The sequence below is a fragment of the Streptomyces sp. NBC_00846 genome (assembly GCF_045207325.1).
In the GTDB taxonomy this organism is placed as follows: Bacteria; Actinomycetota; Actinomycetes; order Streptomycetales; family Streptomycetaceae; genus Streptomyces.
On the sequence record NZ_CP108846.1, the window covers coordinates 1,066,279 to 1,086,473 of the forward strand.

At 68.8% G+C, this 20,195-nt stretch carries 20 protein-coding genes and 1 pseudogene; 7 read left to right on the top strand and 14 right to left on the bottom strand.

The genetic code is table 11. From position 1 onward, the window contains the following. Nucleotides 1-16: 16 nt before the first annotated feature. Both OG936_RS04950 and OG936_RS04955 read right to left on the bottom strand, forming a co-directional pair. The gene (locus OG936_RS04950; protein WP_406492791.1) at nt 17-2,173 is read right to left on the bottom strand and encodes a tetratricopeptide repeat protein; all 2,157 of its coding nucleotides are present in this window, start codon (nt 2,171-2,173) and stop codon (nt 17-19) included. After that, the gene (locus OG936_RS04955; RefSeq protein ID WP_406492793.1) at nt 2,170-2,580 is read right to left on the bottom strand and encodes a hypothetical protein; all 411 of its coding nucleotides are present in this window, start codon (nt 2,578-2,580) and stop codon (nt 2,170-2,172) included. The genes OG936_RS04950 and OG936_RS04955 overlap by 4 nt, the downstream gene beginning before the upstream one ends. A 550-nt stretch (nt 2,581-3,130) precedes the next feature. On the opposite strand from OG936_RS04955, the gene OG936_RS04960 reads away from it, so the two are divergent. Next, nucleotides 3,131-3,253 (top strand): hypothetical protein, encoded by a 123-nt coding sequence (locus OG936_RS04960; RefSeq protein ID WP_406492794.1) that lies wholly within the window; start codon nt 3,131-3,133, stop codon nt 3,251-3,253. Nucleotides 3,254-3,613: 360 nt separating this feature from the next. Beyond that, nucleotides 3,614-6,472 carry a protein kinase domain-containing protein gene (locus tag OG936_RS04965; RefSeq protein ID WP_406492796.1) on the top strand — a complete coding sequence of 953 codons (2,859 nt, stop codon included), beginning with the start codon at nt 3,614-3,616 and terminating at the stop codon, nt 6,470-6,472. 258 nt (nt 6,473-6,730) lie between these two features. On the opposite strand, the gene OG936_RS04970 is transcribed toward OG936_RS04965, so the two are convergent. The 9 genes from OG936_RS04970 to OG936_RS05010 all read right to left on the bottom strand — a co-directional run bounded on the left by OG936_RS04970 (nt 6,731) and on the right by OG936_RS05010 (nt 13,799). Further along, nucleotides 6,731-6,955: a hypothetical protein gene (locus tag OG936_RS04970; RefSeq protein WP_406492798.1), complete on the bottom strand. Its 225-nt coding sequence runs from the start codon at nt 6,953-6,955 to the stop codon at nt 6,731-6,733. Between the two features lie 281 nt (nt 6,956-7,236). Then, the gene (locus tag OG936_RS04975; RefSeq protein WP_406492800.1) at nt 7,237-9,006 is read right to left on the bottom strand and encodes a relaxase/mobilization nuclease domain-containing protein; all 1,770 of its coding nucleotides are present in this window, start codon (nt 9,004-9,006) and stop codon (nt 7,237-7,239) included. Next, nucleotides 9,006-9,671: a MobC family plasmid mobilization relaxosome protein gene (locus OG936_RS04980; RefSeq protein ID WP_406492802.1), complete on the bottom strand. Its 666-nt coding sequence runs from the start codon at nt 9,669-9,671 to the stop codon at nt 9,006-9,008. Before OG936_RS04980 ends, OG936_RS04975 begins: the two co-directional genes overlap by 1 nt. Then, nucleotides 9,668-9,892, bottom strand: a complete 225-nt coding sequence (locus OG936_RS04985; protein WP_406492803.1) for a hypothetical protein — start codon at nt 9,890-9,892, stop codon at nt 9,668-9,670. Before OG936_RS04985 ends, OG936_RS04980 begins: the two co-directional genes overlap by 4 nt. Nucleotides 9,893-9,994: 102 nt before the next feature. After that, nucleotides 9,995-11,062 carry a DUF2637 domain-containing protein gene (locus OG936_RS04990; protein WP_406492805.1) on the bottom strand — a complete coding sequence of 356 codons (1,068 nt, stop codon included), beginning with the start codon at nt 11,060-11,062 and terminating at the stop codon, nt 9,995-9,997. After that, complete coding sequence (locus tag OG936_RS04995; protein ID WP_406492807.1) at nt 11,059-11,625, bottom strand: WhiB family transcriptional regulator; 567 nt, start codon at nt 11,623-11,625, stop codon at nt 11,059-11,061. The genes OG936_RS04990 and OG936_RS04995 overlap by 4 nt, the downstream gene beginning before the upstream one ends. A gap of 119 nt (nt 11,626-11,744) precedes the next feature. Beyond that, the gene (locus OG936_RS05000; RefSeq protein WP_406492809.1) at nt 11,745-12,452 is read right to left on the bottom strand and encodes an ATP-binding protein; all 708 of its coding nucleotides are present in this window, start codon (nt 12,450-12,452) and stop codon (nt 11,745-11,747) included. Continuing rightward, nucleotides 12,452-13,474, bottom strand: coding sequence for a hypothetical protein (locus OG936_RS05005; RefSeq protein ID WP_406492811.1), 1,023 nt, complete (start codon nt 13,472-13,474; stop codon nt 12,452-12,454). Before OG936_RS05005 ends, OG936_RS05000 begins: the two co-directional genes overlap by 1 nt. Before the next feature lies 1 nt (nt 13,475). Then, the gene (locus tag OG936_RS05010; RefSeq protein WP_398635930.1) at nt 13,476-13,799 is read right to left on the bottom strand and encodes a transcriptional regulator; all 324 of its coding nucleotides are present in this window, start codon (nt 13,797-13,799) and stop codon (nt 13,476-13,478) included. A 403-nt stretch (nt 13,800-14,202) separates the two neighbouring features. Between OG936_RS05010 and OG936_RS05015 the strand changes: the two genes are divergently transcribed. From OG936_RS05015 to OG936_RS05030, 4 genes are all read left to right on the top strand, one after another. After that, the gene (locus OG936_RS05015) at nt 14,203-14,631 is read left to right on the top strand and encodes a helix-turn-helix domain-containing protein (protein ID WP_266412440.1); all 429 of its coding nucleotides are present in this window, start codon (nt 14,203-14,205) and stop codon (nt 14,629-14,631) included. A gap of 200 nt (nt 14,632-14,831) precedes the next feature. After that, nucleotides 14,832-15,359: a hypothetical protein gene (locus OG936_RS05020; protein WP_406492813.1), complete on the top strand. Its 528-nt coding sequence runs from the start codon at nt 14,832-14,834 to the stop codon at nt 15,357-15,359. Between the two features lie 4 nt (nt 15,360-15,363). After that, nucleotides 15,364-16,536, top strand: coding sequence for an MAB_1171c family putative transporter (locus OG936_RS05025; protein WP_406492814.1), 1,173 nt, complete (start codon nt 15,364-15,366; stop codon nt 16,534-16,536). Next, nucleotides 16,533-17,117 carry a phosphatase PAP2 family protein gene (locus OG936_RS05030; RefSeq protein ID WP_406492816.1) on the top strand — a complete coding sequence of 195 codons (585 nt, stop codon included), beginning with the start codon at nt 16,533-16,535 and terminating at the stop codon, nt 17,115-17,117. The genes OG936_RS05025 and OG936_RS05030 overlap by 4 nt, the downstream gene beginning before the upstream one ends. Before the next feature lie 123 nt (nt 17,118-17,240). Here the strand turns inward: OG936_RS05030 and OG936_RS05035 are convergent, their stop codons facing one another. From OG936_RS05035 to OG936_RS05045, 3 genes and pseudogenes are all read right to left on the bottom strand, one after another. Beyond that, a complete protein-coding gene (locus OG936_RS05035; RefSeq protein WP_385039272.1) occupies nt 17,241-18,128 on the bottom strand; it encodes a phosphotransferase family protein in 888 nt (295 codons plus the stop codon). Further along, nucleotides 18,125-19,138, bottom strand: coding sequence for an XRE family transcriptional regulator (locus OG936_RS05040; RefSeq protein ID WP_406500312.1), 1,014 nt, complete (start codon nt 19,136-19,138; stop codon nt 18,125-18,127). Before OG936_RS05040 ends, OG936_RS05035 begins: the two co-directional genes overlap by 4 nt. A 228-nt stretch (nt 19,139-19,366) precedes the next feature. Continuing rightward, nucleotides 19,367-19,528: pseudogene (locus OG936_RS05045) on the bottom strand (helix-turn-helix domain-containing protein); the annotation flags it as partial. A 241-nt stretch (nt 19,529-19,769) separates the two neighbouring features. Between OG936_RS05045 and OG936_RS05050 the strand changes: the two are divergent. Then, a complete protein-coding gene (locus OG936_RS05050; protein ID WP_406492818.1) occupies nt 19,770-20,165 on the top strand; it encodes an ATP-binding protein in 396 nt (131 codons plus the stop codon). The last annotated feature ends 30 nt before the right edge of the window (nt 20,166-20,195 follow it).

Here is a 20,195-nt window from a genome sequence, read left to right on the forward strand (position 1 = left end):
ACCGAACCACCGCGAGTCAGTTCGGGTCTGGTGACGTTGCCTCCGCCAGGGAACGCCGGTACCGCCCCAGCTTGTACCGGATTCCCCTCGTCCACGGGTGCTCTGGACCGAGTACCCGCTCGCGCCATTTCCTGACGATTTCCGCCTGTTCGATCGCTTCCCGGTCCTCGCCGACCGCGTGCAGGACGTTGCTGAGCAGACTTCGTGCCGCCAGCGTGATGGGGTAGCGAGCTCCGAACCGGCGTTCGTGCGCCGCCAGCGCACGGCGGGCCAACAGCAGTGCTTCGGCGTGCTTTCCGGTGTTGAGCAGCGCACCTGCGCAGTTGAGGTCGGCCGACAGTGTGATCGGGTGGTCTGGGCCCAACTCACGGCGACAGTCGGCGACCACATCCGGTCCTGCCAGTGCCTCCCGGTCCAGGTCCGGACCGGGAGGCAGTTCGAGCAGACATGCCCTCGCCTCCAGCGTCAGCGGGTGCCATGGGCCCAGCAGCGCGGCTCGCCCGGCGACCGCCCGGTGCATCAACTGCACGGCTTCCGTCACTCGATCGAGCCAGACCAACGGGCGGGACAGATGGAGGCAGGTGGTCAGGGTGTCCAGCGCCTCGGGACCGCAGACCCGTTCGAAGTCGTCGAGCAGCCCGCGGTGGAGATCCGCAGCCGCGTCGAGGCGCCCCAGACGATCGGTCGCCTTCCCGATCCGCTGCCGTAGGCGCAGCGCCAGGACGTGATCGTTTCCCAGTCGTCGTTGCACGAGGACTGTCGCCTGTTCGGCCGTGGCCAGCGCAGATGCGTAATCGCCGGAACGATGCTGGGCCGTCGCCAGACGCAAGGCGCAGGTGGCAGCTGACTCGGCGGTGCCGATCGTGATCTCGGGCCAGGTCATGACGCGGCGAAGGAGTGCCAGGATATGGGGGGTGAGGGGGGTGAGCAGGCTGTCGCGCAGGCCGCGTTCCGGGGATGCGGGCAGGGAGTGCAGGAGAAGTCCAGCCGCTGCGGCGGCGAGTTGGTCGCGTTCATCGGCCGGGGTGACGCGTGCGACGCTGTCGAGCAGCACTCCGTGCGTACGCAGGCAGCGGATGTCGCCGGGAACGAGTTCGGTGAGCGAGTGGTCAAGCAGCCCCCGAAGCGCCAGTTCCACCCGGTCTGCGGGCAGGGTCAGGTCGAGCCGGATGTTGGCCAGCAGCGACAGGGGCAGCGGGTCGTTCGACCAGCAGGCCAGCAGGCGCAGCAGGGTGACGGCCTCGGGCAGGTTCTGCCCGGCCAGGGAGTTCAGCGAGAGCTGCCACGTTCCGCTGACCAGGTGGCGCGAGTCGTTGCCCGCGTCGAGGGCTCCCTGGTCGATAAGTTCGATGGGATCCGGACGCTCCTGCAGACGGCGCCCGTATTCCTCCATCGTCCAGGGGGCGATCACCTGGTGTGCCAGAAATCCGCCGGCCAGAGTCAGGGCGAGCGGGAGTCGGCCGAGGCTGTCGGCGATGGCGGCGGCGTCCTCGGCGGATCCCGTTCCGGGGGCGAGGTCGCGCAGGACCTGGGCCGCCTCCTCACGCGGCAGGACATCCACGTACAGCAGTTCGGCTGCGGGCCACCAGTGGCCGGCGGCCTGCCGTGTGGTCACGAGGACAGTTCCGCGAGGGCTGGTGCGCAGCCATCCGCCGTCCCGTAGCACCGCTGGGTCATCGGCGTTGTCCAGCACCAGCAGCCAGGGTGTGTCGGACCGGTCGAGGTGGTCCCAGACCAAGTCTGCGGCTGCGCGTAAGCCGTTGCGCGCGGCCATCAGTTCGCCGTCGCCTGCGCCGCGGTCTGCGGCCACAGCGAGCATCCCGGCCCGTAAGGATGCCTGATCGGAGGCGTTGACCCACAGGCCCAGGCGTCCGCGCTCCCGGGTGGCGTGTGCGAAGAGTGCGCACGCCACGGCCGTCTTTCCGCATCCTCCCAGGCCGTGCAGGACGAACACGGTGCTTCCGGCGCCCTCGCTCACCGCCTCCCTCAGTCGCCCGATGAGTTCGCCGCGATCCCTCAGGATCGCCGGTGCTCGGCCGATAGGCGGATGCCGCACCGAGTCCGGGCCGGCCCAGGCGGCGCCGTGATGGTGGTGCTCGGTGATGTGTTGGTCACCGGAAGCCTGGTAGACGCGCCCCTGGTCAGTGGCACGGCCGTCGTTGCGGCCGGTCACCGCTGGTCGACGTTCAGGTCACGGCCGGCCTGGTAGACGCGTGAGCTGCCTGAGGCGGTCGCACGTTGGGTGACGGTCGGGATGGCGGGTGTGCCGGGGTCGAGTTCGGTCAGCAGAGAGCGCAGTTCCGCCACCAGTTTGGGGTGCGCGACGAGGAGACGGCGAATGCGGCCCTGCCACTCCGCCGCGATCTCCCGCTCGGTCTCCTCGTCACCACTGCTCTGCGCGCCCAGGAGGTCCCGGCGCGACGTGTCGAGCTGGGCGCCGACTTGCTCCTCATGGTCCGGCCGGACACGTCGCCACAGACCGACCACGCCGTTCCGCACACCGTTCCACGTATCGGTCGCCAGCAGCGTCGCAATCGTCGTCCCGGCGGTACCCGCTAAAAGCGCGATCTCCGCGTCCATCCCTTGTCCTCCCTCGATCCAGCCCGGGTCACAACTCTAGGGAGACGAGGCTGTGTCAGTACACCGGACTTTCAGCGACATTTCGCGCCGCCCTCGGCCCACTGCCACGGACCTACCGCTCCCAGTCGTCGGCGTACCCCCGTATCCCTCAGGGCGGTACAGCCGAAAGGGCTCAGCTTCCGTGCCCGAGATGAGGGTGCTCGGCGCAATCGGGAGGCGCGCGGGCGGGGGATGCAGAACACTTCGGCCAGGTGATCGCGATGTAGCCCGTCCTGGAGATATACGCGCCTGACGGCTTCGGCCTCTGCCTGTCGCCGAGATCCAGTCGTTGACTTTCTTCCTCACAGAGCCGAACTCCGCGACGTCTTCAACGCGATCCTCTACGTGAACCGCACCAGAATTTTCTGAAAGTACGTCCCGTACGAATCCCCAGGCCGGCCTGCCGGCCTCGGCAAGCGACGCGCCATCCATGGCCTCGACCAAGTGCCCAGTCGTCGTACTCATCAGGTTCACTCCTTCGGGAAGATCCACACCTGATATCCGTCGGCACATGCTCGGCCAGCTCCAGGACCTTGGCCCCAACCTGCCGCTACGCCTCGCCGTGTTCATCGCCGACGACGGCCAGCAGGACTACCTCCCGGCAACGGTGAGCGACGCCCTCAACTGGGCCTGACCAAATCCATCAACGCCCCGCGGCTCCCATCCCGCCGCACGCCCTCGACCTCTCGAACCACCTCACCCAGGTCTGACCGGGACCGCAGGAGGCCGCCCCGCGCCGATCAGGCGGGCCAGCCTTGCCGTACCCCGACCACGTTTAGCACACAGCACTGGCCCCGGTGGTTCCTGGTACTGCTGGCCGCGCTGCTGTCCCTGGCCGGTGCGGCGTTCGGGTACGGGTTGACCGCTGATGCCCTGCGCTATCGCACTCTGGCCGGGGGCGATCTTGTGCCGCCCCTGGCCACGCCATCGTCCACAGGCACACAGATACTGCAGACACCGGCGCCGCAAGACCGCGATGGGACACAATACGCTCATGCTGACCCCGCACCCGGGCGTCGGCACCGGGGAGCGGGAGAACACGAACAGCGTGGATGAGGCACGGGCATTGCTGGCCGACTACGGCCAGTGGGCCAAGGACGACACCGTGACCAGTGCGGAGAGGTACGAGGCACTCGCCGAGCTGGTGGCCGCTCTCCTGAGTCAGGTCAGCGCCGATGGATCCGTGCAGCGCGTCGACCTTGAAGGGCTGCCCGGGCTCGGCTTCGAGTACGAAGGGCGGGACTATCTGCTCAGCCTGGCCATCGGCGCGAAGGATGCTAAGGGCCGGGCGGTGCTCTCCGCACGCCGGTCGGGGCTGGAGTCCGAGCGATGGGCTCTGCTGTGGTGGACGGCCACGGTCACGCCCGACGACGAAGATCTGGACCGGGTCGAGGACGCCGTGCGGGCCTTCGGCGTGGTGCTGGACCGAACTCATCTGGACGCGGCCGTGGCCGGCCTGCGGTCCCTGCCGGAGCTGATCCGCGACACCTTCTGGCAGCGCCAGCCGCACGTCCAGCTCGCTCAGCTGCTGCTCACCGCCTCCCCGCCGGACCGTGCATGGCCGATGACGCCTGCGGCGCGTCTGAGCCCGGCGGTTCGGGTGGAGATGCAGGCTCAGGCACCGCTGACCGCTGAGGTGCTTTTCATGGGTCGGGCCTTGGCGGATGCTCCCTCGGGCCTTGCGGCCCTTTCGTGGCCGGGCCGGAACGGCCGACCGGGCGGAACCAGCCTGCTAATCACCGGCGCCCACGGCGTGTCGTCGATCGGCATGCGCGGGGCCGCGCTCTGGCGCCTGAAGCTGTCCGGGTGTCACGGAACCGCGCTGCTTCAGCCCGACGATGCGCTGCTGGTGATGTGCGGGCCGGCGCTGGTCCGCTGGCACGAGGGCGCACTGACCGTCCTGGCCGGTGCCTTTGAGGAGGGAGCCCAGCTGCTGGCGGGCCGAGGCGGGGAGCCGTGGGTGCTTTCCGGTTCCGGTGTCACGTTCGGTGCCGGTGACGGCACGCTCGCTCTGACCCGCGTCGGTGGTGAGCTCGGCAACCAGCTGCGCTACCCCATCGCCTTCGAGGCAGCGGTCCGGTCGGCCGTCTGGCTGGAAGGGCGTCGCTTCTTACTCGCAGCGGGCGGGAGCAGTGCCGTGGTGGACCTGGGACGGAGCACGGATGCCGGCCAGCGTGAGGACTGGATTCCCACCGCCGGACACTACCCTGCGCACCTGCTGACCGACGGGCGCGGCAGCGTGCTCAGCGCCTCCCCCGACGGGTCGGGCAACCACGTCCTGCTTCACCGCACCCTGATCGCAGACCGCTCCGCCGAGACGGTGGCCGATCTCCGGCTCTCCCAGGTCTTCGGCCTAGCCCAGACCGACAGCGCCGATGGGCCTGTCTACCTGCTCGCCTCCCTCCCGGACAACCACTCTTCCAGCGTGCGCCCTGTCGTGGTCAAGCTCACCACCCCCCAGCTGGCCACTGAGTCCGCCGAAGGGGACACCGCCCTGGTCGGGCCGCGGGCGCAGGAGTACGGGCAGGTGAGCGGCTCCGCTCGTGGGGAGAAGAAGGACTATCGGCTCGAACGGCTGCCGCTGGCGGAGGGCGGGCAGGCCGAGGTCTTCCGCGCTATACACAAGGCATCGCGCGTCGTCGTGGCGTTCAAGCGCCGCTTGGGTAAGGGGTCCCGGGAGCGTCGGCGCATGGCCCGGGAGATCGAGCTTGCGCAGCGGCTGGGCGGCCACCCCCACGTGATGTCGGTGCTCGACTTCAGCCCGGATCACGCCTGGTTCGTGATGCCAATGGCCGATGCCACCGCCGAGGACCTACGCTCTGAGCTCCAGGAGGCAGGCAGGCTTCGGGCCTTGGTGGACGCCGTCGCCTCGGCGCTCACCGCGGCGCACGAGCACGGGTGGCTGCACCGGGACATCAAGCCGTCCAACGTCCTCTACCTGGAGGACCGGTGGGTGCTGGCCGACTGGGGCATCGCGCGCCGACCACGCGGTCAGACTAGCGACCTGGGCGTCCTCACCCACGGCGCGATCGGCACCGAGGGGTTCGCCGCCCCGGAACTATCAGTCGGTGCGCACGAGGCGACCTTCGCGAGCGACGTCTACAGCCTCGGCCAGCTCATCGGGTGGATCCTCACCGGTACCTGGCCCCAACCCAACGTCCCGCTGCTCCCGCCGCCGGGGCCGTGGTACGGCGTTGTACGCCGGGCCACGCATCTCAACCCTTCCCGCAGGCCCCAAGACGTCGGTGCCTTCCTTGACCTGGTTGAGAGGGAGACGTCCCCGGCCGTCGGGCTGCCTATCGTCCGCGCCCGGCAGCTGCTTGAGGCCGCAGCCGCCGGCGAGGTGGCGGCAGCTGGGCAGCTGCTCGACCTAGCGGCCGACCGACCCGGCGACTACGAGCTCTACCTGGAAGCAGTCACCGCGCTCGACATCAAGGCCGCCCGCCCTGTGCTGCTGTCGGACGCACCACGGGCGGTTACGGTGTTCAGGGCACTGGCCTCCCATTCCCGCGGAGACGAGCGCGGCAACTGGCCGCGGTTCGAGGAGATGAACCGGGCCATCTGCTGGCTGCTGGCTGCCGCCACCGCCGCAGGGCGGAAAGAACAGTGGGCTCTCCTGGATGCCGCAACGGACAGCATGTGCGAGTGGGACGGCGCATGTGATCAGTGGAAGCCGCAGAACTTGATCAGGGAGTGGCTGCGCACCTTGGAGGGGCAGGCCGCGGCTGTGGTTGCCTCGGTCTTGCGCCAACACCCTCACAGCGCACGGCACTTCGCCGAGCTCACCGACGAACGCGGCGTCGAGGTAAGCCTGCGAGGCGCGATCCACGCGGCCCTCGCCGAGCTCGGATGAATCAGGTCCGGCGGTCAGCGGCAGGTGGGATCCCGCCGTTCATAAGTGATCGGATCACGCCCGGCCGACGCATCTGCAGCGTCTACCCCGACCAGGGTCCGCGGTCCGGGCACGACTACGTGGAACCTGTCGGCGGCCGCTCGATGCATTGCTCCTCAATGTCGCCGGCTTCAGTGCGGGGGGGCCTTACCAAGGAAGCAGCGCTCATCACCGAAAACGGGAGCTACGGGGCCGGCGGGCGGGCGCTCGACGGACGGCCTAGTCCAAATAGGTGCCTGTGAAGGCTCCATCAAATCCGAGCGCGGCGAGGCCCTGCTCGATGGTGGGGTAGGTGATCCCGTCTGGGATGTCTATCAGGGCGTCGAAGTCGGCGCGGCTGATCTCGGGTTCGAGCCACTGGTTACTGCAGCGGCAGACGATCCAGACGTTGCGGCCGTGGTTGATGAGCAGCCAGTCTCGTCGGGCGTTGCAGGCTGTGCACATCGCCGGGATTCCACGAAGTGCCAGTTCGCGTGGGTGGTTGAGGCAACGTGTCACGCCGGGGCCCGTGGGTGGCTGTGTCTCGTACTCGTGTTGCAGCAGCGGATCGGTTCCGGTGGGAGGGGTGGGCTGCCCGGGTGTTGTCGGCTCTGTGGGGCGGTGGGTGGTTCTGAGCACGAGTTTCATCTTCCGGTCGGGGTCCTTCTGTTTTCATCCATAGCGGCTGGTGGGGTCGGTTGTCCACGGGTTTCGTGGTCTCCGGCGGGCCGGAGGCCGGACTCTGATCAGCGGCGCGGTGGGCGGTTGCGGGGGTCGGACGCTGCGGGGCGGGCTGCTGCAGTGGGCGCCGTCCGGTTGATGGTGTGATTGGTCGCGGTCTTGGGCTGGCTTGTGCTGGCTTGCGGGCGGCGGGTTGCTTCGCCCGGGTGTGCGGGGAGATAGGCGAGGCGGCGTAGGCGCCAGACCAGGACGTCGTTCGTGTTCTCGGCGGTGTCGAGTTCGCGCATGTCGATGGCCTGCTGGAGAAGAGCCTTGGGATCGTGACCTGCTTGCTCGGCCTGGGCGAGGGTGGCGGCCAGGGCATCGGTCTTCGTCGACGAGCTGTCTGCTCGCGGCCCCTGTTCCGGCAGGGCTGCGCGGATGGTGGCCTCGTGGGTTCGGCGTTCGGTTTCGGGCAGGGCGCGGCCTTGGTCTCGCAGTGCCCGTATGGGTGCGGTGGCGGCCTGGCGGTATGCGGCTCGTAGGTGCTCGGCGGCCTGGCGGGATGCGTGGGCCTGCTGGGCGTGGCCGCGGGCGGAGTGCCAGTGGGCGGCGGCGAGGGTGACCAGGACCAGGGTGGAGAGGAGCATGGCGGTGGTGCCGCCGTCCTCGCCTCGGCCGAGGGCGCTGCCGGCCTGGATGATGCCCCGGGCCGCCGTGCGGAGCGCCCGGGTGTCGGCGTGCTCTGCTCGGACGTGGCTGCGGGTGGCACGCTCGAAGGCTCGGGCGGCTGCTCCCAGTTCGGCGCGGGTGGCGGCTGGGGAGGTCTGGGCGACCGCGTCCAGAAGTTCGCCTACGCCGACGAGTTGGGCGGCTGCTTCGTCGTCGTCGCTGTCGAGGAGGACGGCGGCACACTCGGCGACCCCGGTGGCGCTCCGTCGCTCTCGGGCGGGCGGGGACCAGTCGGGGCGGCCGTCGGCGGCCAAAGGTGTTGTCCGCTCGGCGGTCCCGTCGGCCAGCCGGAGGCGGATCTTCGGAAGCGATAGGTCGGGGGCCAGCTTGGAGCCGGGGTACCAGACTGGTTCGCCGTGGCGGTTGCGGTCGCCGGGCAGGGCCACGTTGTAGCCGAGCGCGTCACCGGACGGGGCGTGGCGCATTTTCACGCGCAGGCCCGCCTCGTGGAGCCGGGTGAAGAACTCCTTCTCGTCGTCCGCTCCCGCGACGGCCCGGCGGACGGCTTCGCGGAGGGTCTCGCGGGAGGTCTCGGGGCGGCCGGTGCGTTCGGCTTTGAACTTCTCGGCGCTGGTGGGGTTCTTCGCTGCGGTGCCGTCGCCGGCGTTCAGACGGCGCAGGCCCATCTCCTTCTCGATGCGGCGGCAGGTGGCCTGGGCCTTGTTGAAGTCGTAGTTGAGGCGGGGGTTGCGCAGGTCGCCTCGGACCAGGGTGGCGACGATGTGGATGTGGTCTTCCGCGTGGCGGACGGCGATCCACCGGCAGCCGTCGGGATCACCGTCGGGGGCGATGCCGGTGGCGTGGACGATGCGTTGGGCGACGGTGTTCCACTCCTCGTCGGAGAGTCGCCGGTCGCCGGGGGCGGTCCGGACCGAGCAGTGCCACACGTGCTTGGCGGGTGCGCGGTCGCCGGCCTGCCTGACCCGGAGGTCGAGGGCGGCGGTGAGGCGGGCGAGGGTGACTTTCGGATCGGGGTCGGGGCTGATGTCGCGGCCGGGGTCGGGGGCGAAGCCGTCCCAGGAGCCGACGAGGTGCGCGTCGGTGTGCTCCTCGCGCCTGCCGGGGCCGTAGAGGTAAATGAGGAGTCCGTGGGTGCGGGAGCCGCGTCCGATGTCGGGAACCATCACAGCCGCCTGTTCACCAGGTCGTTCGCCGCGTCGTCGAGGCGGCCGAGGAGCCGGATCAGAACGCTCAGTGCGTGTTCGAGTTCGTCGACGCGCGGGCGGCTGCCGCTGTTGAGGACGTAGGCGATCTGGTTGATGTTGTTGCCGATGCGAGCAAGCGCGGTGCGCAGCGCGGCAAGTTCGTCGATGGCCGCGTCGAGCCGGTCGTTCCTGTATACGGCGGCGGGCCCGTGGGCGGCGGTCAGGCCGGCGGTGGCGAGGAAGCGGGCGACGGTGACGCCGCGCTGAGCGGCGGCGGCGACGATCTCGGCTTCCTCGGTGTCGGAGAGGCGGGTGGTCGTCTTGCGGGTTCGCTCGCTCGGGTTGCGGGTGCGGCGGCGCGGTTTGCGGTCGGGGAAGGCGGGGGTGCTCGGGCTCGGCTGCTCGCGGTGGTCGTCGCGGTCGGCTTCTCCCCCGGTGACCGGCGCCCCTTGGTGCCGATCACCGGGCTGGTCCCCGTGCGCCCTCGCTCGGGGACCAGCCGGCCTCCCCCCGCCCTCCTGGGCGGGGGCAAGTGCGTACGACGGGCCGTAGGACCGTCGTACGCGATAGCTTGCTCCGCCAGGAGCCGTCGTGGGGTCACGCTGCTGTCCGGACCTGGGGACCGCCGGGTCGTGGGCGCTCACCGGGTCGTCTCCGGGTTCTGCTGCCGGATTTCGCGGACGAGTTCCTCGATCCAGTGCATCGCGAGAACCGGGTGGTGCAGGGTCCAGGGGCGGGTGTGCGGGTTTCGTTGCACGATCCAGGTGTTGTCGGGGGCGGACTGGGCGTGGTGAAGGTGGCCGTGCTGGTGCAGGACGGTCAGCCAGGAGTCGACCTCGGCGGGGGTGGCCGGGTGGGTACGCATGAGGTTCTCTTCGCTTCGCTTCGGAAGGGTGTGGGTGTACGTGTCCGGGGGCGGGTGACCTGCCGGGGTGTCCGGCTCGGTCACCCGCTTCGGGCTGTCCGGTCAGTTCCGGGTGGAGGTGACCGGCTGTCCGTGCTGCGCGCGGAGCTGGGCCATCAGGACGGTCAGCGTGTCGCTGGAGAGCGGGATCTGCTGACCGCGGATCGCCTGGGCGACCACCTTGCGGGTCAGCTTGTCCTCGGCCCTGACCGCTGACCGGGCGATCTTCAGCAGCTCCTCGGTGTCCGGGTCAGGCCGCTGGTCACTGGTTGTCCGTGGGCCCCGGTCAGTGACCGGGCTCGAAGTGACCGGCTGGTCGGTGACCGGTACGGGGCTGTCCTGGTGACCGGTGACCGGCTCGATGCCGACCGGGCGGTCAGTGACCTGCCGTGTGGTGTCCGGCTGTCCGGGCAGGTCAGCGGCCTCGTGCAGCTGACCGTGCTGACCGGTGACCGGGTCACCGCTGTCCGCCGGGGCGCTGTCCCCGGTCAATGACCGAGAACTCGAGGTCGGCTTGTCCGGGGACGGGTGCGGCCGGTCGGTCAGGGCAGTGACCGGCTGTCCGGCGCTGACCTGACCGGCCCGGTCGGCCCGGGTGACCTCGACGCCCTTACCCCGGTCAGCCTGACCGAGGTGACCGGGGTAACCGACCTGACCGGCCCGACCGAGGTCCGCGCGGTCGCTGTCCTTGACCGGGCCCCGGGCTATGAGGATGTAGAGGTGGACAGCCCCGGCCAGTGCGAGCGGGGCGATGGTGGACAGCACCGCGACCACCGTGTTCCCGAGCCGCAGCCCGGTGACCGAGCCCGCCTCCTCCTCGTTGAGCCTGACCGCGTGCAGCGCGTTCGCCCAGATACTGGCGGCCGTCGCCGTGCCGAAGAGCGTCCAGACATAAAGCCGGGCGCGCAGAGGTGCGTCGCGCAGGACCAGCAGGGCCCGGACTCCGTAGGCGATGAACCCGTCGATCACCAGGGGGAAGAGGTAGGTGAGGAAGCCGCGGATGTGGATGGCGACGGCCATCTGTTGGAGGGCGTCGTACGACAGGGCGCAGCCCGCGCCGCCCAGGGCGATGACGACCGTGCGGTCCCAGCCGGTGATGTGCGCCGTCCTTGGCGCGTGCGCGGTGGTCATGCCGCGGTCCCGAAGTCGACGCGGCCCAGGCGCTCGCCGTCGGTCACGGGCGGCGGGACGGTCTTCGTCCCCGGCTCCAAGTCACGGTGTACGAGTGCCCGGCGGGTTTCGCGGTACAGCTTCTGGGCGTGTTCCTCGGTGATCTTCAGGAGCCAGGCCAGGCGCTGTTCGGTGAGGCCGTGGCGGTAAGCGGCCTGGACGACCGCGCGGCGTTCGGCCTTGGTGAGGTGGACGTCGCGTCCGGCGATGGTGGCGTTGACACGGCTGTAGTCGAGGCGGTGGGCGAGCTTCTCGTGCAGCGGCCGGCGCTCCTCCTCGGTCAGTCCGCCCCGGATGCCATCGGTGTCGTTGTTCTCGAGGGCGGCGTCCAAGCAGGCGCGCTGCACCGGGCACTGGCCGCACAGCGACTTCGCGGCGGTGATCTTGGCGGTCTCGTCGGGCTCGGGGAAAAAGATTTCGGGGTCCACCGGGTTGTACTCGGTGGACTGGCAGACGGCCTCGTCCTGCCAGGTGTGGTCACCGAGGGACCGGTGGTGGTCAGGGCTGATCGTCGTGGTGGTCATGCGGGTTGCTCCGATCGCTCTCCGCGCGCAAAGGGGCGTCGGCGGAGGGGTGCGCTGGGTCGTGAGGTGCATGGGGCGGCCCGCTGAGGGCGCGGCCCGGTGGGGCTGCCTGTGGTGGGTCAGGCTGCGGTGCGGTGGCGTCTGCGGTCGACCGGTTGGAACTCGACCCGGGTGGTCATCTGGGCGAGGCGGGAAGTGACGCGGTCGCCGAGGTAGGCCTTGAGGTCCTTGATCGCCAAGTTGGTGGTGATCAAGGTCGGGAGCATGTGGTTGTACCGGCGGTTGATCAGCCGGTACGTCACTTCCTCGACCCACTCGCTCGCCTTGGCCGCACCGAGGTCGTCGATGATCAGCAGCGGGCAGCGGCTGACGGCCGCCAGCCCCCGCTCGCTGTCGACCCCGGGCCGGGGCCGCAGGTCGGCGTACAGGTCGGCGGCGGTGGTCGCGCGCCAGCGCACGCCGACTCCGCTCTGCACCAGTCGCCGGACCGCGCCGTACGCCTGGTGCGTCTTGCCCGCCCCGACGACCCCGGCCATCAACAGGCTGGGTCCGGTGGCGACCTGCCGCCGGGCTCCCGGGCTGGGGGCGACAGCCGCCTCGGCGACCTCCCGGGCCCAGGCCAGGACCTGGGGGTGGTCGGCGACGGCGGCCTGGTAGCGCGGAGGCATGCCAGCCGACAGGGCGTCCAGCGGGGAGAAGGGCTCGGGCTCGTCGACCAGTTCGGCGACGGCGGCCGGGTCGATGTTGCGGGCGGCCAGAATCCGGGCCATCCGGTCCAGGGTGCCCTCGCTGGCGAGGGTCTGAGGTTCGCGGTTACGGGTGCGCATCACAGTTCCTCGGCGTAGGCGGCGGCAGCGTCGGCCGGGTTGGTCCACGCCTGGTGAGCGGGCACGTGAGGCCAGCTTCCCGGCCGTGCCGAACCGCCGGGCCTCGCGTTCATGGCCTCGTTGACCATGCTGGTCAGCACGCTCGGGTGCTTGGGGTTGGCCGCGAAGTTCCGCAGCCCGGCCCGGATGTGCTCCGGGGCGATGCCCTCGGCCAGGAGCTTCTTGGTGATCCGCCCGAGGTGCCCGATCACGTCACTGGGCGGACGCTCCTCGCATGCAGCGATGTACTCGCCGACCAGCTGATTGGCCGAGACGGTGTCCGCGGGCGCCGTGCGCCCCGTAGGGAAAGAAGATCCAGGATCCAAGATCCTAGATCCAGGCGCCGAGCCCTCGGGGAGGCTTCGGGGAAGGTTCGGGGAAGCCTCGGCGAATGGCTCCTGACCTGCGTTTTTAGCGCCCGTGTGGTGATGGGCGCCGACCGTGACGTCAAGTGGGTCCCGCTGGGCGGTGGGAGGCCCGCCTGCGGGGCCGGGAGATGTCGCGGCGGCCTGGGCCGGCAGATCGAGGCCTCGGGGAGTGTTCGGCGAAGCCTCGGCGAACACTCCGGGAGAAGTAGGGGACGGCGCCTGCGTCCGCTCGGTGCAGGTGCCCTTGCAGGGTGCGCACCGGTGGGCGGCTTGGTGCTGCGGGCAGGACGGCAGGCGGGACTGGCTCGGCTTGTCGATCTTCTGGTGCTCGGACCAGGTGACGATGTGGAGGTAGCGGCGGCCGTCGCAGCCGGTGTACCGGCAGATCAGCCTGGCGTTCGCGAGCTGCTGGAGGTCGTCCTCGACATGGACCGAGGTGTGTTCGGCGCGCAGGGGCCAGAGCAGCCCGGCGATGATCGCGGCGTTGTCGCGGTGACGGCCGTGGTCGTCGGCTTGGGTGAGCAGCCCGAAGAAGGTCCGTTCGGCCTCGACGCTCACTTCGGCGAGCGACTCGGAGGTGAACGCCTCCGGCTTGATGGTGCGTATCCGTGCCATGTCAGCGACCCCGGCCGGCCGCGAGGTCGCTACGGATGAGGGTCGCGTCGGCGAGGTCGAGGATGTGCGGCCGGGTCCAGTCCGCCTCCGGCCAGACCCGCAGGATCCAGCGGGCCGCGACCCTGGCGGTCGTCCGGCTGAGCGCCACCGTCTCGCCGGCCTCGCCCCTTGCGCTGGCATGCGGGTGCGGCCAGGCCTGGCTCGGGTCGGTAAGGCTGACGCGGATGGTGACCGCGCCCGGGATCATGTCGGTGAGCTGGGCAGCGAGGCGGTGCTGGCGGCCGGTTTCCGGGCAGGCCGGGATTCCGCTCGGCGTGGCGAGCATGCGATACTCCGTTGTTCGTAGGAGCGCGGTGCGGTGGTTCTCCTGAAAAAGCCCGCCGCCCGCGAGATGTGAGTCGGCCCCTCTGGGGCGCCGGCCTGGCGCTCCGGGAGTTGGTAGCTCCCGGGCACTGGGCCCCTCTTCCTTCCCTGCCTCTTCCCTCTCGTTCGTTGCCGCAGCGCCGGGTAGGCGATCTGCTGGGACCAGGACCATAGGGTGAGCCTCGTTACAAGTCCACCTCTTACACCTGCCCTGACCAGGCAATCACCACTCCAGTGGATGGATGCGCGATCAACATACACCGCAATCGCGAACCTTCGTCAACCACAGTGTTGCCATTCGGTACGATCGAACACGTAGCACCACCGAAGTGGATGGGCTCACCCGCGCAGCGAAGGGATCCGGAATGACCACAGAGCGGCAGTTCGCGGAACTGCTCGACCGGCTCTTCAGAGACATGCACCCCAAGGGGCGAGGGCCGTACACCTACGCCGAGGTGTCCGCCGGCATCCGGGAGAGCACGGGGACATCCATCTCGGCCAGCGCCATTCAGCAGCTCCGGACCGGCTCCAACCGCAACCCGAAGCTGGAAACGATCAGAGCATTGGCCGCCTTCTTCGGCGTACCTCCGGCGTACTTCTTCGACGCCAAGGAGTCGGAGCAGATCGAAGCCGAGCTGGCCCTCCTGACGACCATGCGGGACGCCGACGTCCGCGCCGTAGCCCTACGCGCCGCCGGCCTGTCGACTGAAACGCTCTCGACGATCAGCGGATTCATCGAAAGGGCGCGCGCACTGGAGGGGCTTCACGACGACCCTGCGAAGCCGAACGCGTGACGGTTGTCACCACGCCGATTCCACACTGCGAAGATCGACGCCGAAAAAATGCACTATGCACCATTTTCGAGCTTGATCAACTGACACCCAATCAACAAAAGCCATTCCTTGCATTCCCCCAGCCCATTCGCGCGTGATCACTGTCGTATCGTGATTCGGCCGAAGAACGCTTCGGTATGACATCGAACCGGAGCAGCACGTTGAACCTGCGCAGTCACTTCGGTCGGGTGGGCAGTAGCGCGGCGAAATCCCCGAAGCACAAGGGCTTGCTCGCCACCACAGAGATCCCCGACCCGTTTGACGTACAGACCTTCTGCGAGATGCTGTCTACACAACGCGGACGCCCCGTATACCTTCACAGCACTCCGGGAATCACGTCCAGCGGAGTTCCCTGCGGGGCCTGGATCGCCACGGAACGGGCCGATCACATTTTCCACGAGGAATCGACTTCCCCGCTTCATCGCACACACATCGTCCTCCACGAAATAAGTCACATGCTGCTGGAACACACTTCGTTGCAGGTTGAACGAATGGCGCATCTCTTCAAGCAGGTTGACTCATCAGCCGTGAAAAGCGTGCTCGGGCGGGCCAGTTACAACACGGAGGATGAGCGAGCCGCCGAGCAGCTCGCCGACCTCCTTGCCAGGAAAGCCAACTTGTTCTCCCCGAACGAGACCCGAAGCAACCCCGTCCTGCAGCGCCTCGACGACGCGCTGAGCGACTCCTGATCTGATGGCTTCCTTCATCCCCGCAGCCCTGCTGTGGATCGTCACGGTGTGGCGCACGCCGGCCGCCTGGCGTGTTCCGGCGAAGCGCGCTCTTTGGGTAGCGTTCTTCGCACTGTCCATAGCCATGACCATCCGTCCGGACGGCGTCTCATCGGCTCTGGATTCCTGGTTGGGGATCCACAACGTGGCGACCCTGTGCAAGCACCTGGCAGGCATCACAGCCGCCTACGCCGTACTGACCTTCGTGTATGACGTGGCACAGGAGCAGGCCACCTCGCTCCGCGGATCACGTCCGCGCATCGCCGTCCCTCTTGCCGCAGGAGTCGGTCTGACCCTGCTGTTCTTCGCCGCTCCGCAGCCTGGGGAAGCCACCGACCTTCTCACCGACTTCGCCGACGACTGGCGTATCGCCGTCTACGGCGTCATCTGGTCCGGCTACCTCGGTACGGCTCTCGTCAGTGCCACTCGACTGTGCTGGCGATGGGGTCGCCTCCCGGAAGCCGGTCTCCTGGGGCGCGGGCTTCGGATCACCGGCATGGGGACGGCTCTGGGGATCGTCTACGCGGGGCACCGCGTACTGGCCTTGGCGCTTCGTTACTTCGGCTTGACGCCGGTATCCCCGCGGACTGATGAAAACATCAGCAGCGCCTTCTTGTTCGGGGCGTTGGTCTTCATCCTCGCCGGAAGCACCTTGCCGGTCGTCCGTCGACTCCACCAATGGGGCCGTGCCCATCTCGCTCTCACGCGGCTCTACCCTCTCTGGCTCGAGCTCACTTCCGCCGTCCCTTCAGTGCGTCTCGATCCACCGCGCAGCAGGCGAGCGGATGCTCTTCTTTTCCGCCACACACGCGGTCGCCTGTATCGACGGGGGATAGAAATCCGAGACGCGATTCTGGATCTCGGGGACCATGCTTCCCCGGCCCTACGTTCCGAGGCCGCACGTTACGTGGCGGAGAAGGGTCTCATAGGCGCCCAGGCCGAGATATACGCCGAGGCGTGCTGGATCGCCAGCGCCAAGGAGGCGCGGGAAAACGGCGACGCCCGCGCGGGTGAGCACACAGCCCCTGCCAGTGGCGGTAAGGACCTTCACAGTGAAGTCGAAGCTTTGAGGCACCTGGCAACAGCCTACGAATCAGCACTTGTTCGAGAATTCTCCTCAGTCCGGAGTTCAGGATGAAGCTCACTTCAACCCGTCTGGCCCGCATAGTCACCGAAGTCCTCGCGCCGGCTTACCTCGTCATAGCCATCCTGCTGATCATCGGCTGGCACAGCACGGGAAGCGCCGAAGGGCTGGCTTGGGGACTCCTCGCCGCGTTGTTCTGCGGTGGCATTCCCATCGCCATCATCTTGTTCGGTGTGAAACGCCGATCCTGGACGGACAAGCACGTCAAGGTCCGGTCCCAGCGCGCCATCCCACTCACGGCGACCATGATCTCGGTGCTCGTCGGCATCTTGATCCAGGTCGTCTTCGACGCTCCCCGTGAGCTCTTCGCCCTGGTGATCGCCATGCTCGTCGGCCTGGCCGCCACCATGGTGGTCACCGTCTGGTGGAAGGTGTCGGTGCACACCGCCGTCGCCGGCGGGGTGGCCACGATCCTGACGCTCGCCTTCGGGCCGGCCCTGGCCGCCCTCGCCCTTGTCGTCGCCGCCGTCGGATGGTCCCGTGTCCAGCTCCGGGACCACACCGTCGCGCAGACCATCGTCGGCGCCCTGCTGGGCGGAGTTGCCGCTGCCGTGACGTTCGGGCTTCTCAGGTAGCGCGGTGTCGGTGAGCGGGCCAGCTTGCACAACTCGACGAGTGCGAGGTGCGGCATCCCGCCGCTGACGCGGGGCCGATTCGCCGCCGAGCTGACCCTGGCAGCGCGTCGGCGAACATCCTGATCAGAGGATTCCCGTCCACGTCCACGGCCTCGGACCGGATCGACCGCGCAGGCAGTCGATCCGGTACTGCGCTTGGCTGATCCATTCTTCGTTGCCGGCCGCGTGCTGTGCTGCGTACGTCGTCATCCGCAGCTCCCGAGCGCGCGCGAGGATGGGATAGCCCTCCCACGCCGTGACGTCGTGGCCGTAGGCCGCGCAGAACTGGTCGTACTCGCGCATGGTGACCGCGCCCGTGGTCTTCGCGCGCACTGCGGTGGATACGAGATCCCACTCCGGAGGCCCCACGGAGAAGCGCTCCAGGTCCATCATCAGGACCCCGTCGGCCGTGCGGACGAAGTTGCCGGGCCAGGCGTCGCCGTGCACAGCCCGGTCGGGGAGGCCGGCCGGCCGCTCGGCCCAGGCCGCTGCGAGGTCGCGGTGGAGTCCGTGCAGCCACTCTCTGTCGTCGTCGCGGATCGTCGTGGCTGCTTGGAGTCGTTCGCCGACCCGGACGAAGGGATCGAGGTACCCCAGCTCGATGCCCGGCATGGGCAGGGAGTGGAGCTGTGCAAGGAGTTGGGCGACGTCTTGAACGGAGCCGTGCTCCTGCGGCGGGAGTTCCACCCAGAAGGTCACCGGCCTACCGCCCACCTCGACCGGCTGCTCCACGTCGACCAGGCGGACAGCCGCGACGTTCTCCCGGGCGAGCCAACGCGCGACGCGCACCTCACGGGCCGCCGCAGCGCTCTGGCCCACCCGTGATATCCGTACGATCACCCGCCTGCCCGGTAGCCGCCATATCTGGTTCTCGGCCAGCCGTAGCGGTTCCGCCCCGGCGGATTCCAGTCCGACCACGGAACATGCCTGCTCCAGGACGTGACGCGCAGGGGCGGCTGCCGCAGAAGTCATGCGGAAACCGTAGCGGCGATCCGCTCGCGCAGCCCGAGAGCCTCTTGGACCGTCTGATGCTTCGAGGCGAAGCGACCGAGCTGTCGTAGGTCGTCGGCAGCGCGGCGGGAGGTGAGCCGGCCTACCTCGTCCAGGGCCTCGTGGCCGAGTGCCGCCGCCTGGCGAGGGTCACCCTTGGCCATGATCAGGGAGGCCAGTTTGGTGCGCGAGATCGCACGGGACCGCTTGTAGGCGTCGGTGTGCCCCTTCACTGCGGTGCCGAATCGGCGGGCTGCCCGGCCCGGGTCCTGTCCGGCGAGGATGGCGAGATCGAACAGGGCGTGGGCTGTGTCCCCGTTGTGCTGCGCCTCGTCGTAATAGGCCATCCACGGCGCCTCTTCGGCAGGCCGGGCCCGGGCGAACGCTTCATCCGCGGCGCCGACGGCCGCCATGGTGTCGCGCACGTTGCCCATTTTCCCGAAAGCCCTGGCCCGTGCCGCGTGAAGCATCGCCTGCTCTGTCGCGGACAACCGGTCGGCGCGTACGAGTCCCTTCTCGGCGTAGGTCAGGCCGTCGTCGGGGGCTCCGATCCATACGGCCTGCCGGGCGAGGAACGAGTACGTCTTGGCCCGTAGATGCCAGTCGCCGGCCTCCTCGGCGCAGTCCGCTGCGAACCGGAACGTCTGGGTGGCGTCATCGTGGTGGTAGGCGTCGAACGCGGAGGCGCCCACCACGATCCCGAGTCGCGACACAGAGGCGAACAGTTCGGTTCGCAGGTGCTCGGGGACCTGGGCCTGGAGGAGGCCGGCCGACCACTGCATCGCTCGGCCGGCTACGTCACGCACCATGCCGCCGCCGCCCAGCTCGTTGTCCATGCCGCTGATGGCGGTGGCTGCGGCCAGGACCTGGTCGACGTGGCCGGGGTTGACGTTCGCCGGGAGAGTCAGCTCGGCGGGGGCGAAGATCTCGGTGAGGTCGAGGGGCGCGATGGCGGCGAGGCCACCGAGTTGGAGGAACGAGCGTCGAATCACGGGCTCATGGCTCCCAGGGCGAAGAGTCGGTTCGTCTCTGCCCAGGATGCGGCCTGCCGGCACCTGAGCGGACCTCTCCCCTCTTCCCGTGGATGTCTTATCGGCATCAGCGCGCTTTCTGTCGGCATCGCGGTTACCGAAGGCCATCGGCCACGCCCGGTCAAACAGCCCTCCCGTACGGAGGACATCATCGAGCCGTTGAGCCACGTCGCGCCGGCAGCTTGGATATTTCCCCTTCTCGATCGACAAGATCATGTCGTCGCTGACCTGCACCAACCGCCCCAGTGCCTTGGCCGACAGCCCTTGCTCCAGGCGCAGGTTGCGCAGCTCGTTGCCGAACCACTCCTGGGGGGAGGCGCCCGGATCGAGCTGCTTCATTGGCTGCGGCATGTTCTGTCCCCGAAGTCGTTGATGCCGAACTTCTCATCTGTCGGCATCAGGCTCTGCACGCTCTCGGTGCGCTCTGCCTAAATGGTTGCTGACCGGTTCCAGTCCAGTACACACCGCAACCCACCCCTGCTGAAGGGGTTCTGGCAGAACGGAGGAAGCAGCAATGGACCTGCTCATCGGCGCCCGCGATCGGGACGCTTCTGTTCGAGCCACGTCCAGAAGCGTGGGCGGTCAACTCGACATGAATTTCGAAGTCCGGGCCGAAGATCTGGGAACCGTCAGGGGCATCGTCGCGGCGCACCTTTGCTGGTGGCGCGTCGACGACAGCACTGCGCACCGCATGCTGACCGTGGTCAACGAACTGATCACCAACGTCTTGCAGCACACGGTGGCGGACACCGATGGATACCGGATGGCCAGCCTGCTCCTCCAGAAGGTGCCGGACGGAGTCACCGCCGTCGTCCGCGACCAGGACCCTTGCCCGCCCGTATACGCGTCTCCGGACCCCCTGGCCGAGGAGGGGCGCGGGCTGTTGTTGCTACGGGCCCTGGCCGACGACACGTCCGTATCCGTGACCCCAAGGGGCAAGGACGTGTGGGTCTTCATCGGAACCCCGGAAACCCCCGAACACTTCTAACCCCTCACGGCCGGCACTTGGCCCTCTACA